Raw genomic sequence first — 15067 nt, 5'->3', positions numbered from 1 at the left:
TATGGAATTCCCATCATCAAAATCACCGCACAAGGTCACCACCAAACAAACTGGTGATGCCGCAGAAGGCGTGGCGCTGCGTTACCTGCAGCAAAAGGGCTTGCGCCTCATACAGCGCAATTATCGAACCCCGGGCCGGGGTGGCGGCGAAATCGATCTCATCATGGCCGCGCCTGACGGTACCACGGTGTTTGTGGAGGTACGTAGCCGCGCGTCGGGAGCGCACGGCGGCGCTGCCGCCAGCATCGGGTTTGTCAAGCAAAGGCGCATCATTTTTGCGGCGCGCCACTACCTCGCAAGGCTGCGGCAGTTGCCCCCTTGCCGATTTGACGTGGTACTGGTGGAGCCGGATGGTGTGCAGTGGCTTCAGGCCGCATTTGACGCCAGTTGAGATGCGTTGGGCGCCCAAAGACGTTTGGTAACAAATGCCATTGTTTCGCGCAGGGACTGCTTCACAAGGGATTTATGTCGGGCAGGTATCATTGCCCCATGCTGGAACAACGAATTCACCAACACTTTATCGATAGTGCCGACTTGAAGTACCAGTCGGCAGAGGCGCTGAGCAAACCCATTGCGGCCGCAGTACAAGCCGTGGTGGCAAGCATCACCAGTGGTGGCAAGGTGCTGGCTTGCGGAAACGGCGGCTCGGCAGCCGATGCCCAGCACTTCTCCGCAGAGTTTGTCGGACGGTTCGAGCGTGATCGCCCCGAACTGGCCGCCATAGCGCTGACTACCGATACCTCCATCATCACGGCCATTGCCAACGATTACGACTTCAATGTGATCTTTTCGCGCCAGGTGCGTGCGCTGGGCCAGCCCGGCGACGTGCTGTTGGCCATTTCCACCAGCGGCAACTCCGCCAATGTGTTGGCCGCCATTGAGGCGGCGCACGAGCGCGAAATGGTCGTCATTGGCCTGAGCGGTCGGGGCGGCGGCAAGATGAACCATGCGCTGCGTGACACCGATGTGCATATCTGTGTCCCCCATGATCGCACCGCACGCGTTCAGGAAGTTCATATTCTGGCTTTGCATTGCATTTGCGATGCGGTCGATGCCCTTTTGTTGGGCGATCAGGAAGCGTCTGCATGAAAACATTGATTCAAAAATCCGTACTGGGCTTGACCCTGCTTGCTGCCGTGGCTGGGCTCTCCGGCTGCTTTCCGTTGTTGGTGGGTGGTGCGGTCACCACCGTGATGGTGGCATCCGACCGCCGCACCCCAGGAACCGTGGTGGAAGACAACGGCATTCAGCTCAAGGCCAACAACCGTATCGACGATAGTTTGGGTGACCGTGGGCATATCGATGTCACGGCCTACAACCGCCAAGTGCTGCTCACCGGTGAAGTGCCGTCCGAGCAGGATAAGCAGTTGGTCGAAAAAATTGTCGCCAATGTGGAAAACGTGCGTAGTGTGCTCAACGAGCTGGCCGTCATGGGCAACTCCACATTGGGCCAGCGTTCTTCCGACGCGCTGGTCACCAGCCGCGTGAAAGCCAACCTGGTTGACGCGAAAGACCTGTATGCCAATGCCTTCAAGGTCACCACCGAGCGTGGCACGGTGTACCTGATGGGGCGCGTGACAAAACGGGAAGCCGATCGTGCGACAGAAGTGGTGACGGCGACCTCGGGCGTGCAGAAGCTGGTGCGCATACTGGAGATCATCAGCGAAGACGAGTTGGTTCGCATGATGCAGCAACCATCGGACGCCAAGGCGCAGTAATTTGGCTTCCAACAAAAAGGCCCGGAACAATCCGGGCCTTTTTGCTTTCAGGTGTTGATGCGCTTTACTTGAGTCGTTTGATCAGGCTGCTGGTGTCCCAACGTCGGCCCCCCATCTGCTGCACGTCCGCATAGAACTGGTCGACCAGTGCCGTGACGGGCAGGCGGGCACCATTGCGCTTGGCCTCGTCCAGCACCAGTCCCAGGTCCTTGCGCATCCAGTCCACTGCAAAGCCGAAGTCGAATTTGTCGGCCACCATGGTCTTGCCACGGTTGTCGAGTTGCCAGCTTTGTGCCGCACCCTTGCCGATGACGTCGAGCACCTGGTTCATGTCCAGGCCGGCGCGCTGGCCGAATGCAATGGCTTCGGACAGACCCTGCACCAGACCGGCAATGCAGATCTGGTTCACCATCTTGGCCAACTGGCCCGCTCCGCTTTCTCCCAGATGCGTGTAGGCGCGCGAAAACGCCATCGCCACCGGTTGGGACTTGGCAAAGGCCGCCGCATCACCGCCACACATCACGGTCAGCATGCCGTTTTGCGCCCCGGCTTGGCCACCGGATACCGGCGCATCGACAAATTCCAGCCTGGCCTGTTTGGCCAGTGCATGGAGCTCACGCGCTACGCTGGCCGACGCCGTGGTGTGATCCACAAAGACAGCGCCGGGCTTCATGCCGGCAAATGCGCCGTCGGCACCGAGGGTGACGCTGCGCAGGTCATCGTCATTGCCGACGCAGCAAAAGACAAAGTCAGCGCCCTGAGCCGCCAGCTTGGGTGTCGCAGCGAATGCATGCCGGTTGCCGAATTCGGCTACCCAGGCTTCAGACTTGGTTGCGGTGCGGTTGTATACCGTGACACGGTGGCCAGCTTTGGCCAGATGGCCTGCCATGGGGTATCCCATGACACCAAGACCCAGAAAAGCAACAGAAGCAGGAGAGGATGTTTCGTAGGTTTTGGCGTTGATGCTGGACATAAATTACATGATGGCGAGGTTTTCGGTGCCGGCACTCAGGTCTTGCGACTTGCCGCGCACGCTGTTGAGTTTAATCTGCAGGCGCAAGTCGTTGAGCGAGTCGGCATTGCGCAAGGCATCTTCATAGGTGATCTGATTGTTCTCGTAGAGATCGAACAGCGCCTGGTCAAACGTTTGCATACCCAAGTTGCGGCTCTTCTTCATGATCTCCTTCACCTCCGAGACTTCGCCCTTGAAGATCAAGTCGGATATCAGAGGGGAGTTGATCATCACCTCCACCGCGGCCATGCGGCCCTTGCCATCCTGTTTGGGGATGAGGCGCTGCGATACCAGCGCCTTGAGGTTGAGTGACAGGTCCATGAGCAACTGCTGGCGCCGCTCTTCCGGGAAGAAGTTGATGATGCGGTCCAGCGCCTGGTTGGCGCTGTTGGCGTGCAAGGTGGCCAAGCACAGGTGACCGGTTTCCGCAAAGGCAACCGCGTGCTCCATGGTTTCCCGGTCGCGGATTTCGCCCATGAGAATCACGTCCGGTGCCTGGCGCAAGGTGTTCTTCAGAGCCGCCTCCCAGCTGTCGGTATCCAACCCCACTTCGCGCTGTGTGACTACGCAATTCTTGTGGGCGTGCACAAATTCCACCGGGTCTTCGATGGTGATGATGTGCCCATAGGAATTTTCATTGCGCCAGTCCACCATGGCCGCCAGGGTGGTCGACTTGCCCGAGCCGGTGGAGCCCACCATGATGCACAGCCCGCGCTTGGACTGTACGATTTCCTTGAGCACCTGGGGAACACCCAGGCCGTCAATGGTGGGCAGATTGGCCGGGATGACCCGCAGCACCAGGCCGACTTTGCCTTGCTGGATGAACACATTGACCCGGAACCGGCCAATGCCGGGTGGCGAGATGGCAAAGTTGCCTTCCTTGGTGCGCTCAAACTCCGCGACCTGCTTGTCGTTCATGATGGAACGTGCCAACGCCAGCGTGTGTGCGGAATTGAGTGGCTGGGGCGACACCTTGGTGACCTTGCCATCCACTTTGATGGCTGGCGGGAAGTCCGCGGTGATGAACAGGTCGCTGCCATTGCGACTGATCATCAGCTTGAGCAGGTCATTGATGAACTTGGTTGCCTGGTCGCGTTCCATGATGGGTCACCCTGGGAAGTTTTAGTGAAACATCCCGGCTTAGCCTGGGAAGTTTTCTGGGATCTTGGCCTTGCTGCGTGCCTCTGCCGGGCTGATGATGTTGCGCTTGACCAAGTCTGCCAGATTCTGGTCCAGCGTCTGCATGCCGACGCTGTTACCGGTCTGGATGCTGGAGTACATCTGCGCCACCTTGGCTTCACGGATCAGATTGCGGATGGCGCTGGTGCCCAGCATGATTTCATGTGCCGCCACGCGACCCTGGCCGTCCTTGGTCTTGCACAGCGTTTGCGAAATCACGGCCTGCAGTGACTCGGACAGCATGGCACGCACCATCTCTTTTTCGTCGGCCGGGAACACGTCAATGATCCGGTCAATGGTCTTGGCGGCACTGGAGGTGTGCAGCGTGCCAAACACCAAGTGGCCGGTTTCCGCGGCGGTCATGGCCAGGCGAATGGTTTCCAGATCACGCATTTCGCCCACCAGAATGGCGTCCGGGTCTTCCCGCAGCGCGGACTTCAGGGCAGCGGCAAACGACAGGGTGTGCGGACCAACTTCGCGCTGGTTGATCAGGCACTTCTTGGATTCGTGCACGAATTCGATGGGGTCTTCCACCGTCAGAATGTGGCCGAACTCGGTTTCGTTGAGGTAGTTGACCATGGCAGCCAGGGTGGTGGATTTGCCCGAACCGGTGGGGCCGGTCACCAGCACCATGCCGCGTGGTTTGAGCGCCAGGTCGCCAAAAATCTTGGGCGCATTCAATTGTTCCAGCGAGAGGATCTTGCTGGGAATGGTACGGAACACGGCGCCGGCGCCGCGCTGGTGGTTGAACGCATTGACCCGGAAGCGTGCCAGTCCGTCGATCTCGAACGAATAGTCGATCTCCAGAAACTCTTCGTAATGCTTGCGCTGGGTGTCATTCATGATGTCGTACACCATGCTGTGCACCTGCTTGTGGTCCAGTGGCTCCACGTTGATGCGGCGCACGTCACCGTGCACACGGATCATGGGTGGCAAGCCAGCTGAGAGGTGAAGGTCCGACGCTTTGTTCTTGACGCTGAACGCCAGCAATTGGGTGATGTCCACAAAGTCCTCTCTCGCTTGATGTTGTTTGGTACGCTTGGCAGATTATGACCATGATTGCCGACAATCTCCAGCGCGTAAGGGCCCGAATTGCGCAGGCCGCCACAGCCTGCCAACGCAAACCAGACAGCGTGACCTTGTTGGCTGTATCCAAAACCTTTCCCGCCGAGGCAGTGCGCCAGGCCTATGCGGCCGGGCAGACGGCGTTTGGCGAGAACTACATCCAGGAAGCCGTGGACAAGATGGCCGCATTGGCCGACCTGCCCCTGGTCTGGCACTGCATAGGCCCGATCCAGAGCAACAAGACGCGCCTGGTGGCAGAGCATTTCGATTGGGCGCACTCGGTGGACCGGCTCAAGATCGCCCAGCGTCTGAGCGATCAGCGCCCGGAGGGCATGGCTCCCTTGCAGGTGTGTATCCAGGTGAACATCGACGGCGGGCCGACCAAGGCTGGCGTAGCGCCCGAGGCCGTGCTGGAACTGGCCCGGCAAATCGCTGCGCTGCCACGCCTGCATCTGCGTGGGCTGATGACCATTCCCGAGCCTGCAGCCGATTTCGCGTCAGCCTGTGCCGTGCACACACGGGCGCGCGCCTTGTTCGATGCGCTCAACGCAGAGGGTCTGCAGCTGGATACCTTGTCCATGGGCATGACGGCAGACCTGGAGGCAGCGGTGCAATCCGGCAGCACCTTGGTCCGCGTGGGGACGGCCATCTTCGGCAAGCGGGACTACGCCACCGCCTGAAATCCGAGCGCCTCAGCTGAGCTTGAGGTGCGTGGTGCTCTTCACTTCTTCCATCACGGCATAGGTGCGGGTTTCGCGCACACCGGGCAACTGCCACAGCACATTGCCCGCAAAGTCGCGGTACGCGCCCATGTCGGCGATGCGCGTCTTGAGCAGATAGTCAAAGCCGCCGGCCACCATGTGGCATTCCTGGATCTCACCATGCACCTGCACGGCCGCCTTGAACGCATCAAACACGTTGGGCGTGGTGCGGTCCAGCAGCACCTCCACAAACACCGTCAAGCCTGCGTCCAGCTTGAGCGGGTTGAGGCGCGCCTCATAGCCCAGGATGTAGCCATCCTTGGTCAGTCGTTGCACCCGCGACAGCACCGCCGTAGGCGACAAAGCCACCGTTTCAGCCAACTTGAGGTTGGACATGCGGCCATCCGTTTGCAGACAATTCAGGATCTTCAGGTCTATGCGGTCAAGATCAGCGCGGCCGTTGGTGGATTGGGTCATGGCGTTATCTGGCCTCGGTTTATTTTGTTGATCACACGGTGCCCTCCACATTCTTTGCGATCCATGTGCAGGTAACCACTGCAAAAGCGCTCCCACAGTGGAGTTTGTCTCTTAAAGTTGATGAACTTGGTCATTATTGTGGTTGCTTTAGTCAATTTCGGTCAATATTGTTTGGAATTCATGCAAAGGAGATTTATCCAGCATTTGTAGATAAATATAGTGATTAATTCATGTGTGTAAGCCGGATGATCTCTCCCATCGCTAATATGAGGAGACTCTGTGCTAATCCATTCCCACCTTCCCACTCCCTATCGCCCCGAGAGTGAAGTCGTAGCCAGACTGCTGCAGGTTGTCACCACCGGCCTGGACTGGGCCGCAGCCGCCAAGGTGGCCTCCCCATGGGTGCAGGCAGTGCGCGACAACCCGCCGCCTTTCTGGGCGATGGAAAGCCTGCTGCGCGAGTACCCCATCTCCAGTGCGGAGGGCTTGGCACTCATGCGGCTGGCTGAAGCGCTGTTGCGCGTGCCGGATGCGGAAACCGCCATTGCCCTCACCGCAGACCAGCTGGGGCGCGCAGACTTCGAAAACAGCGGCGACAAGGTTCTGGCGCGGCTTTCCAGCACCGCCATCGCCCTGTCCAAACACTTCTTGCCAGATCCACAAACCGGCCCGGGTGCGCAGGAAGAACCCGGCATCATGGCCAAGCTGGGAGCCAAGACCGTGGTCGCGGCAACCCTGCGGGCTGTGCAACTGCTGGGTCGCCAGTTTGTGCTGGGCCAAAGCATGGACGAGGCGATGAAAGAGGCCAACGCAGCACGCAAACATGCGCAGGGGCTCACCTACTCGTATGACATGCTGGGCGAAGGGGCCCGCACCGATGCGGATGCCCTGCGCTATCTGAAGAGCTACATCGCTGCGATCGACTTCATTGCCGGCCATACCGACACATCGGCAGCGCCCGAGCGCAATGACGGCATTTCCATCAAGCTCAGCGCCTTGCACCCGCGCTATGAAGACGCGCAAAGCCAGCGCGTGCTCGACGAGTTGGTGCCCCGTGTCTGGAGCCTGTGCGAGCGCGCAGCCAAGGCCAACATCAACCTCACCATCGATGCCGAAGAAGTGGACCGGCTGGAGCTCTCACTGGCCGTGTTCGAGGCACTGCTGGAACGGGTGGCACAGCATTGCCCGCAATGGACCGGTTTCGGTCTGGCACTGCAGTCGTACCAGACCCGCTCGCTGGAACTCATAGAGCACCTCACGGCCCTGGCACGCAAGCACAAGGTGCGGCTGATGTGCCGTCTGGTCAAGGGCGCGTACTGGGATGCCGAGATCAAGCGAGCGCAAGAGCTGGGTCTGCCCTGCTACCCGGTGTTCACCCACAAGCAGCATACCGATGTGTCCTACCTGGCCTGCGCACGCACGCTGCTGGATGCGCCGGACGCCATCTATCCCCAGTTCGCCACCCACAATGCGGCCACCATTGCAGCCATCCTGCAAATGGCCGCGCGCACCGGTGGCAAGTTCGAGCTGCAGCGCCTGCATGGCATGGGCGAGGGCGTCTACCGCGAGGTGCTGAAGAATCCCACTGTCTCTTGCCGCGTCTATGCACCGGTGGGCGCGCACCGCGACCTGCTGGCCTACCTGGTGCGCCGCCTGCTGGAGAACGGTGCCAACTCGTCCTTTGTGCACCAGATGGCCGATGAGTCGGTCAACATGCAGGAGCTGCTGATCTCGCCCTTGCGCCTGGAGCCGGTGTCATCGCTGCCCATGCCGATAGACCTGTTTGGCGCCCATGCCGGTGCGCGCAAGAACAGCACCGGTCTGGACCTGACCGTGCCCGCCATGCGCTCGCCCCTGCTGGCTGCGCTGGATACCACCACCGTGCCACAGGTGGCCGAGGCCAATGTGCAAACCATCCCGCAGGCCTATGCATCCAGCTATGCCAGCTACAAGAGCTGGAGCCAGACGGACGTCAGCGCACGCTCGGCCATCCTGCGCCGCGCGGCAGACGCCATGCTGGCCAAGACGCCCGCCCTGTGCGTCATGCTGGTCAAGGAGGCCTTCAAGACTTGGGGCGATGCGGTGTCGGAAGTGCGCGAGGCGGTGGACTTCCTGCGCTACTACGCCGACGAGGCCGAACGCATCATGCAGCCCCTGCCCATGCCGCAGGTGCATGGCGTGGTGGCGGCACCGTTCACCTACGGTGTGACGGGCGAGACCAACACCCTGCGCCTGACGGCGCGCGGCGTGTGGGTGTGCATCAGCCCCTGGAATTTTCCCCTAGCCATCTTCGCCGGCCAGGTGGCTGCGGCACTGGCCACCGGCAATACGGTACTGGCCAAACCGGCGGAGCAAACGCCTGGCATTGCATTGGCCGCCGTGCGCATCCTGCATGAGGCCGGTGTGCCGCAGGACGCGCTGCAGTTGCTGCACGGTGCTGGCGAAACCGTGGGTGCGGCCCTGGTGGCCCAGCCCGGTGTGGCCGGCGTGGTGTTTACCGGCTCCACCCAGGTGGCCAAGATCATCCAGCGCGCGCTGGCCGCCAAGGACGGCCCCATCGTTCCGCTGATTGCGGAAACCGGCGGCATCAACGCCATGGTGGTCGACTCCAGCGCCTTGCCTGAGCAGGTGGTGGATGCGGTCTGCCTGAGCGCCTTCCGCTCCGCCGGCCAGCGCTGCTCTGCGCTGCGCTTGCTCTGCGTGCATGAGTCGATTGCCGACGGCGTCGTCGAGATGGTGCAGGGCGCTGCGCGTGAATTGCGTGCAGGCAACCCGGCCGAGCTGAGCACCGACGTGGGCCCGGTCATCGACCAGGAAGCGTTTGACAACATCCAGCGCCAGATCGACCGCCTGAGCAGAGAAGCGGTGGTGGTGGTCAAGCCGGATGCATCTGCGCAAGACGGGGTGAAGCATCTGATTGCGCCCCACGCCTTTGAGGTCAAGCGCATTGCCGACGTGAAGGCGGAAATCTTCGGACCCGTGTTGCAGATCGTGCGTTGGACAGGTGACCCGGCGCAGGTTGTGGAAGAGATCAACGCCCTGGGCTACGGCCTGACCTTTGGCATCCAGACCCGCATCGACTCACGCGCCAACGCGCTGGCACACGCGGCGCATATCGGCAATGTCTACGTCAACCGCAACATGATCGGCGCGGTGGTGGGCGTGCAGCCGTTTGGCGGTGAAGGCTTGAGCGGCACCGGACCCAAGGCGGGTGGGCCGCACTATCTGTACCGCTTCTGCGCGGAGCAGACGGTGACGGTCAACACCACCGCCGCGGGGGGGAATGCTGCTTTGTTGGCGCGTTGATTTTTCGGGCCGCGTGTGGTGAGGCGGGCGGCGCAGCTTGTGCTCTCCGGCTCACCTCGCGGGCGGCTATTGCTGGTGCCGCTCGCTGAAACGCCGGCCACGGCGTTAACGGAATAGTGCAGGTCGCCCGGAAGCAGGCACCGGAGAGCGTGGGCCAGAGAATGCATGGATGGTCTGATGGCCCACCTACCCATGGGCGCTACCATTTCCTCTTCCCTCGCCAATAGAAAGAAAGCCCAAGTCCATGGCCGCCAAACGCCCGCATATCCTGTTCATCATGGCCGACCAGATGGCCGCGCCCATGTTGCCCATGTACAACCCGCAGTCGGTGGTGAAGATGCCGCATCTGAGCCGTCTAGCGTCCGAAGGCGTGGTGTTCGAGTCGGCTTACTGCCCCAGTCCTTTGTGTGCGCCCTCGCGCTTCAGTCTGGTCAGCGGCCAGTTGCCCTCCAAGATTGGCGCGTACGACAATGCTGCGGACTTTGCTGCGGACGTGCCCACCTACGCGCACTACCTGCGCAACCTGGGCTACCGCACGGCGCTGAGCGGCAAGATGCACTTTTGCGGTCCCGACCAGTTGCATGGTTATGAAGAGCGCATGACCAGTGACATCTACCCGGCCGATTACGGCTGGGCGGTGAATTGGGACGAGCTGGAGGTGCGCCCCAGCTGGTACCACAACATGTCTTCCGTGCTGCAGGCCGGCCCCAGCGTGCGCACCAACCAGCTGGACCACGACGAGGAAACCATCTTCAAGGCGCGCCAGTACCTGTACGACCATGTGCGCAACACTCCGGATCAGCCCTTCTGCCTGACCGTGTCCATGACGCACCCGCATGACCCGTACACCATTCCGGCAGAGTTCTACGACCTGTACCGCGATGAAGAAATTCCCATGCCCGCGCACCCGATTGCGCAGGCTGACCAAGACGTGCATTCCAAGCGCCTGCTCAAGGTGATCGACCTGTGGGACAAGCCGCTGACCGAGGAGTCGATTCGCCGTGCGCGGCGCGCCTACTTCGGCTCCTGCAGCTATGTGGACTCCAAGATTGGCGAGCTGCTCAAGACGCTCAAGGACTGTGGTCTGGAAGACGACACCATCATCGTCTTCTCCGGCGACCATGGTGACATGCTGGGCGAGCGCGGCCTTTGGTACAAGATGCACTGGTTCGAGATGGCCGCACGCGTGCCCATGATCATCCACGCGCCCCAGCGCTTCCAGGCGGGCCGCGTGGCGGGCAGTGTTTCCACCATAGACCTGTTGCCTACCTTTGTGGAGTTTGCTGGCAGCCAGGTAGATGCGCGCCTGCCGCTGGATGGGCGCACGCTCATGCCGCATCTGCAGGGCCAGGGCGGGCACGACGAGGTCATTGGCGAATACATGGCCGAGGGCAGCAAGACGCCGCTGATGATGATCCGCCGCGGTCCCTGGAAGTTCATCTACTCGCAAGACGACCTGTGCATGCTCTACAACCTGCAGAGCGACCCAGCCGAGCGCACCAACCTGGCCGGTGACGCCAAATACAGCGAGATCCTGCAGGCCTTTCTGGCAGAGACCGCCAAGCGCTGGGATCTACCCGCGTTGCATCAGCAGGTGCTCAACAGCCAGCGCCGCCGCCGACTGGTGTACAGCGCACTGACCAAGGGCAAGCTTACGTCGTGGGACCACCAGCCCTTTGTGGACGCCAGCCAGCAGTACATGCGCAACCACATTGATCTGGACGACCTGGAGCGCCGGGCGCGCTTTCCGCGCCCCTAGTCCGGTGCGTTAGTGGGTCAAGCGTGGCACGGCGTCTTCGTCCTGTGCCACCTTGAATACCGCCACCGTGCCCACCAGCTCTTGCGCCTGAGATTTCAGGCTGCTCGCAGCCGCCGCCATCTGTTCCACCAGGGCGGCGTTTTGCTGGGTGGAGCGGTCCATCTGTGTGACTGCTTCACCAATTTGGGCCACACCTGCACTTTGTTCCGAGCTCGCGGCGCTGATCTCGCCCATGATGTCGGTCACGCGCCGGATGGAGCTCACCACTTCCGTCATGGTGACGCCAGCCTTGTCCACCAGCGCCGAGCCCTGTTCGACCCGCTCCACGCTGGCATTGATGAGCGACTTGATCTCCTTGGCGGCCTCAGCTGAGCGACCGGCCAGGCTGCGCACCTCGGAAGCCACGACCGCAAAGCCCCGCCCTTGCTCACCCGCCCGGGCGGCTTCCACGGCTGCATTGAGGGCCAGGATATTGGTTTGAAAGGCGATGCCGTCGATCACGCTGATGATGTCGCTGATCTTGCGTGAGGACTCGTTGATGCCCTTCATGGTGTCCACCACCTGTGCCACCACTTCACCGCCCTGCACGGCCACCGTGCTGGCATTCATGGCCAGTTGATTGGCCTGACGGGCATTGTCGGCATTCTGGCGGACGGTGGAGCTGAGCTCTTCCATGGATGCGGCCGTCTCCTCCAGTGCGCTGGCCTGGCCTTCGGTGCGGGCCGACAGATCGTTGTTGCCGTGGGCTATTTCGCTGCTGCCATTGGCAACCGCCTCAGAGCCCTGGCGCACCCTGGACACCACGGCAACCAGGCTCTCGCGCATTCTTTCCAGAGCCATCAACAACTGGCCCAGGTCGCCTTCAACTTTGGCGCGGATGGGTGTGCGCAGGTCACCGTCGGCAATGGACTCGGTTGCGCTCAGGGCATGGGCCAATGCAGTGCGGATGCTTTGCGCCAGTTTCCAGGCCAGAAAACCGCTGAAGAGGATACCGATCAATCCCAGTGTCAGGATGATGTTGGTCGCACGGTCAATCCGGTTGCCGATCTGTGTGCTGCCTTCATCCATGCCGTTCTGCTGTTCCAGCGCGAAACCGTCTAGCACTTTCTGGTAGCTCTGCAGGGATGGCATCAAGGAGTCATAGAACTCCGATCGGGCGTAGTCGGAAGAGCCGGAACCCAGGGCGTCCAGGAAGGACTTTCTGGCCTTCTGGTATTTGTCGTCCGCCTTGGCAATTTCAGCAAAGGTGGGGGAATCCTTGGACGTCTCGGCAAAGGTGGCCTTGGCCTGGTCGATGATTTTCTTGTTGTCATCAACCTGCTTGTGCAGCACGTTCAACTTGTCCGGGTCGCCAGTGGCCAGCATGAAGCCGAACTGGAGTGCGTCCTGCGACAGAGTGGAATGCCACTGCCGGGCAGCCCGTTCCCTTGCGACTTCGTTCTTCATGAGCGCACGGGACGCAGAGCCGACACCACGCAACTGGCTCCAGCTGGCGATCAGGATGAGGATCAGGACCCCCCACATCACGGCATAGCCCACCATGAGGCGTGATGCGGTCGTCTTCCGAAACTCCAACATAGCTTGACTCCAAGTATTTTTGTTGCCGTTGCGACCCCCTCGCCACGGCGCGTCAGCCAAGTGTAAGGCGTGGGCCGACAGGCCAAAAACATTCAATGCGAACTAGCTGTTAGCCCGAAATGGTATAGCTCCCCCGATGTGGCTGGCTGCTTCAGAGCGGTGTGCGTGCTTTCCCAGGCCCGGAGTGGACTCAGGCAACTGGCAAGGCCATCGGCAGGTAAACCTCGACACTGGTTTCGCCGACCTTGCTGTTTATGGTGAGTTGTGCGTGGATGGCGCGGGCGCGCTCCTGCACGGCGGCAAGGCCTTTTTTGAAGGGGTTGCCGGTGTCGAATCCGTGCCCGTTGTCCACCAGCATCAGGCATACCCCATCCGACGTGCACGCATCCGCTCCCGTGCGGACATGTGCCACCACCCTGAGCGTAGTGGCATGCGAGTGTTGCATCACGTTGGACAGAACCTCCAGCAGCAGGAACTGCAGTTGCCGCATGGAATCCACTGACAGGTAATCCAGATGGGGCAGCATGCCCACATCCCAGAACAATTCGAGGTGCATGGCCCGCAAGCGCGGCTCCATGCGGTAGCGCAGGTTGGCCAACAGCGTGGTGATGTCGCCGGGCTCCAGGTGCATGGCGTCTATGGAAAGCTTGAGTTGGTCCAGCGAGTCGCGCAGCGTGGCCAGCACTTCGGCGGTGTGGAACGCGGGAGATTGCAACTGCCGGATGGCCGAGCTGATGTGTGCACCCACGCCATCATGCATGTCGCGCAAGATGCGGGTGCGCTCCAACACCCGTGCCCGCTCTGCCTCGCCTTCGCGCAGACGCAGCTCAGCGCGGGCAAGCTCTTCCCTCTGTAAAAAGAGCAGGCGCTTTTGTCGTTCGGCAAGATACCCCGCGGTGCCCCCAATCAGGTTGGCAGAGAAAAGGAAAAAGTCGTGCCCGACGAGCTCTGTAACCGGATACGGGTGCCATATGCCAAAGACCACGTTGTACAAAACCAGCAAACTCAGGTCCACCCCGAGTGCGTAGACAAAGCGCACGCCAACAAAGTTGTAGGTGTAAAACGCGACTTCAACAATCAGCGGGTAAAACGCCGACGCGTAGTCATCGTGCACCATGGTCTGCATGGCAATAAGCCCCCAGCCTGCTGCAAACCCCACCATGGAAAGACCCATGTGACAGTGTTTTGCAAACCATTGCGTGGGATGCAGCAGCAGCATCAGAACAGGAACCAGCATTGCAGTCAGTCGCATGGACCAAAGCCCTGTCACCTGCGGTGCGGGCAACACCAGATCCAGCACAAACCCGTGCACCAGATAGACCAGGATTCCCATCCAGACGGCAATCTTCCCCTGACGGGCAACGCGTGCCAGAGAGGCTTCTGCAAAAGCGCGCTCCAGCGTCTGGTCCGAAAAGCGCAGCGTCAGCCAGTGCATAAGCGCGCTCAGCGTTCCGCGGAATTCAGCAGACCAAGGCGCCCGGCCTCGAATACGGCTTCATTTTTGGAATGCACCGAGAGCTTGGCGTACAAGTTCTTGATGTGGGTTTGCACGGTATGCACGCTCACCCCTTGCAGGCGGGCGATCTCCGCATAGGAAAAGCCGCGCGCAACCAGGTCCAGCACACCCTGCTCACGCGGTGACAGCGACGGCGTGTTGTCATCGGCGGGCTTTTGCGCATCCGGCGTGCATTTTCTGGTTGCTTCGGCAACTGGCGGTTGGACGGCATGCAGGTACCTGCGCAGGACCTTGCGTGCAATCATGGGCGAGATGGGAGAAGCGCCAAGTTTCATCTCGGTGATGGTGTGCGCAATGTCGTCCGGCGTGGCATCTTTGTGGATGTAGCCCAGGGCACCCGCCTCAATGCTTGCCAGCACGTTGTCATCGTCACCGAACATTGAAATCACCAGCGCCTCGCATTCGGGATGCTGCTGCCTGGCAAAACGGATCACATCCAGCCCGCTGCCATCCGGCAGGCCCAGGTCGGTGAGAAGCACGTCAACTCTGTTGCTGGGGTCCGAGAGAAACGCCTTGGCTTGCGCCACATTGTTCGCGCATCCGGCCAGCGCCAGCTGACTGCTTTTACCCACGCTTAACGCAAAAAAATCCACGGTTTCCGGATCGTCTTCAACGATAAGCACATGCCACATGGTGTGGGAGTCCTACATAAATTGACAAGACCGGAGCATATCGCCTTGGTGGACTCCAGTCGCTGTTGTTCCATCCCCCTTTTATGGGATGCCGTAATACGGCACGCAACAGTAACCTGTGCCG

13 protein-coding genes are annotated in these 15067 nt (G+C 60.9%); 6 read left to right on the top strand and 7 right to left on the bottom strand.

Going from position 1 to position 15067, the window contains the following annotated elements:
• Position 1: 1 nt before the first annotated feature.
• From AAGF34_RS02950 to AAGF34_RS02940, 3 genes are all read left to right on the top strand, one after another.
• Positions 2–391 (top strand): YraN family protein, encoded by a 390-nt coding sequence (locus tag AAGF34_RS02950; protein ID WP_342619142.1) that lies wholly within the window; start codon positions 2–4, stop codon positions 389–391.
• Between the two features lie 98 nt (positions 392–489).
• Positions 490–1089, top strand: coding sequence for a phosphoheptose isomerase (locus tag AAGF34_RS02945; RefSeq protein ID WP_342619141.1), 600 nt, complete (start codon positions 490–492; stop codon positions 1087–1089).
• Positions 1086–1718, top strand: a complete 633-nt coding sequence (locus AAGF34_RS02940) for a BON domain-containing protein (protein ID WP_342619140.1) — start codon at positions 1086–1088, stop codon at positions 1716–1718. The genes AAGF34_RS02945 and AAGF34_RS02940 overlap by 4 nt, the downstream gene beginning before the upstream one ends.
• A 64-nt stretch (positions 1719–1782) precedes the next feature.
• Here the strand turns inward: AAGF34_RS02940 and AAGF34_RS02935 are convergent, their stop codons facing one another.
• From AAGF34_RS02935 to AAGF34_RS02925, 3 genes are read right to left on the bottom strand one after another with little or no spacing between them, the layout of a single operon-like run.
• On the bottom strand, positions 1783–2691 hold the full coding sequence (locus tag AAGF34_RS02935) for an NAD(P)-dependent oxidoreductase (RefSeq protein WP_342619139.1): 909 nt from the start codon (positions 2689–2691) through the stop codon (positions 1783–1785).
• A gap of 3 nt (positions 2692–2694) precedes the next feature.
• Positions 2695–3831: a PilT/PilU family type 4a pilus ATPase gene (locus AAGF34_RS02930; protein WP_342619138.1), complete on the bottom strand. Its 1137-nt coding sequence runs from the start codon at positions 3829–3831 to the stop codon at positions 2695–2697.
• Positions 3832–3870: 39 nt separating this feature from the next.
• Complete coding sequence (locus AAGF34_RS02925) at positions 3871–4914, bottom strand: type IV pilus twitching motility protein PilT (RefSeq protein WP_342619137.1); 1044 nt, start codon at positions 4912–4914, stop codon at positions 3871–3873.
• Positions 4915–4958: 44 nt separating this feature from the next.
• Between AAGF34_RS02925 and AAGF34_RS02920 the strand changes: the two genes are divergently transcribed.
• Positions 4959–5654 carry a YggS family pyridoxal phosphate-dependent enzyme gene (locus AAGF34_RS02920; protein WP_342619136.1) on the top strand — a complete coding sequence of 232 codons (696 nt, stop codon included), beginning with the start codon at positions 4959–4961 and terminating at the stop codon, positions 5652–5654.
• A 12-nt stretch (positions 5655–5666) separates the two neighbouring features.
• On the opposite strand, the gene AAGF34_RS02915 is transcribed toward AAGF34_RS02920, so the two are convergent.
• Positions 5667–6152, bottom strand: a complete 486-nt coding sequence (locus AAGF34_RS02915) for an Lrp/AsnC ligand binding domain-containing protein (RefSeq protein WP_342619135.1) — start codon at positions 6150–6152, stop codon at positions 5667–5669.
• A gap of 279 nt (positions 6153–6431) precedes the next feature.
• Between AAGF34_RS02915 and AAGF34_RS02910 the strand changes: the two genes are divergently transcribed.
• Complete coding sequence (locus AAGF34_RS02910; RefSeq protein ID WP_342619134.1) at positions 6432–9458, top strand: L-glutamate gamma-semialdehyde dehydrogenase; 3027 nt, start codon at positions 6432–6434, stop codon at positions 9456–9458.
• A gap of 244 nt (positions 9459–9702) precedes the next feature.
• Positions 9703–11217 carry a choline-sulfatase gene (betC, locus tag AAGF34_RS02905; RefSeq protein ID WP_342619133.1) on the top strand — a complete coding sequence of 505 codons (1515 nt, stop codon included), beginning with the start codon at positions 9703–9705 and terminating at the stop codon, positions 11215–11217.
• A 9-nt stretch (positions 11218–11226) separates the two neighbouring features.
• Here the strand turns inward: betC and AAGF34_RS02900 are convergent, their stop codons facing one another.
• The 3 genes from AAGF34_RS02900 to AAGF34_RS02890 all read right to left on the bottom strand — a co-directional run bounded on the left by AAGF34_RS02900 (position 11227) and on the right by AAGF34_RS02890 (position 14943).
• The gene (locus AAGF34_RS02900) at positions 11227–12795 is read right to left on the bottom strand and encodes a methyl-accepting chemotaxis protein (protein WP_342619132.1); all 1569 of its coding nucleotides are present in this window, start codon (positions 12793–12795) and stop codon (positions 11227–11229) included.
• Positions 12796–12985: 190 nt separating this feature from the next.
• Positions 12986–14230 (bottom strand): hypothetical protein, encoded by a 1245-nt coding sequence (locus AAGF34_RS02895; protein WP_342619131.1) that lies wholly within the window; start codon positions 14228–14230, stop codon positions 12986–12988.
• A gap of 8 nt (positions 14231–14238) precedes the next feature.
• A complete protein-coding gene (locus AAGF34_RS02890; protein WP_342619130.1) occupies positions 14239–14943 on the bottom strand; it encodes a response regulator transcription factor in 705 nt (234 codons plus the stop codon).
• Between the last annotated feature and the right edge of the window lie 124 nt (positions 14944–15067).

Origin of the sequence: Rhodoferax sp. GW822-FHT02A01 (assembly GCF_038784515.1) — a bacterium.
Taxonomy (GTDB): Bacteria; Pseudomonadota; Gammaproteobacteria; order Burkholderiales; family Burkholderiaceae_C; genus Allorhodoferax.
The sequence above is the reverse complement of the archived record's forward strand: the minus strand, read 5'-3'. Positions and strand labels throughout refer to the sequence as shown.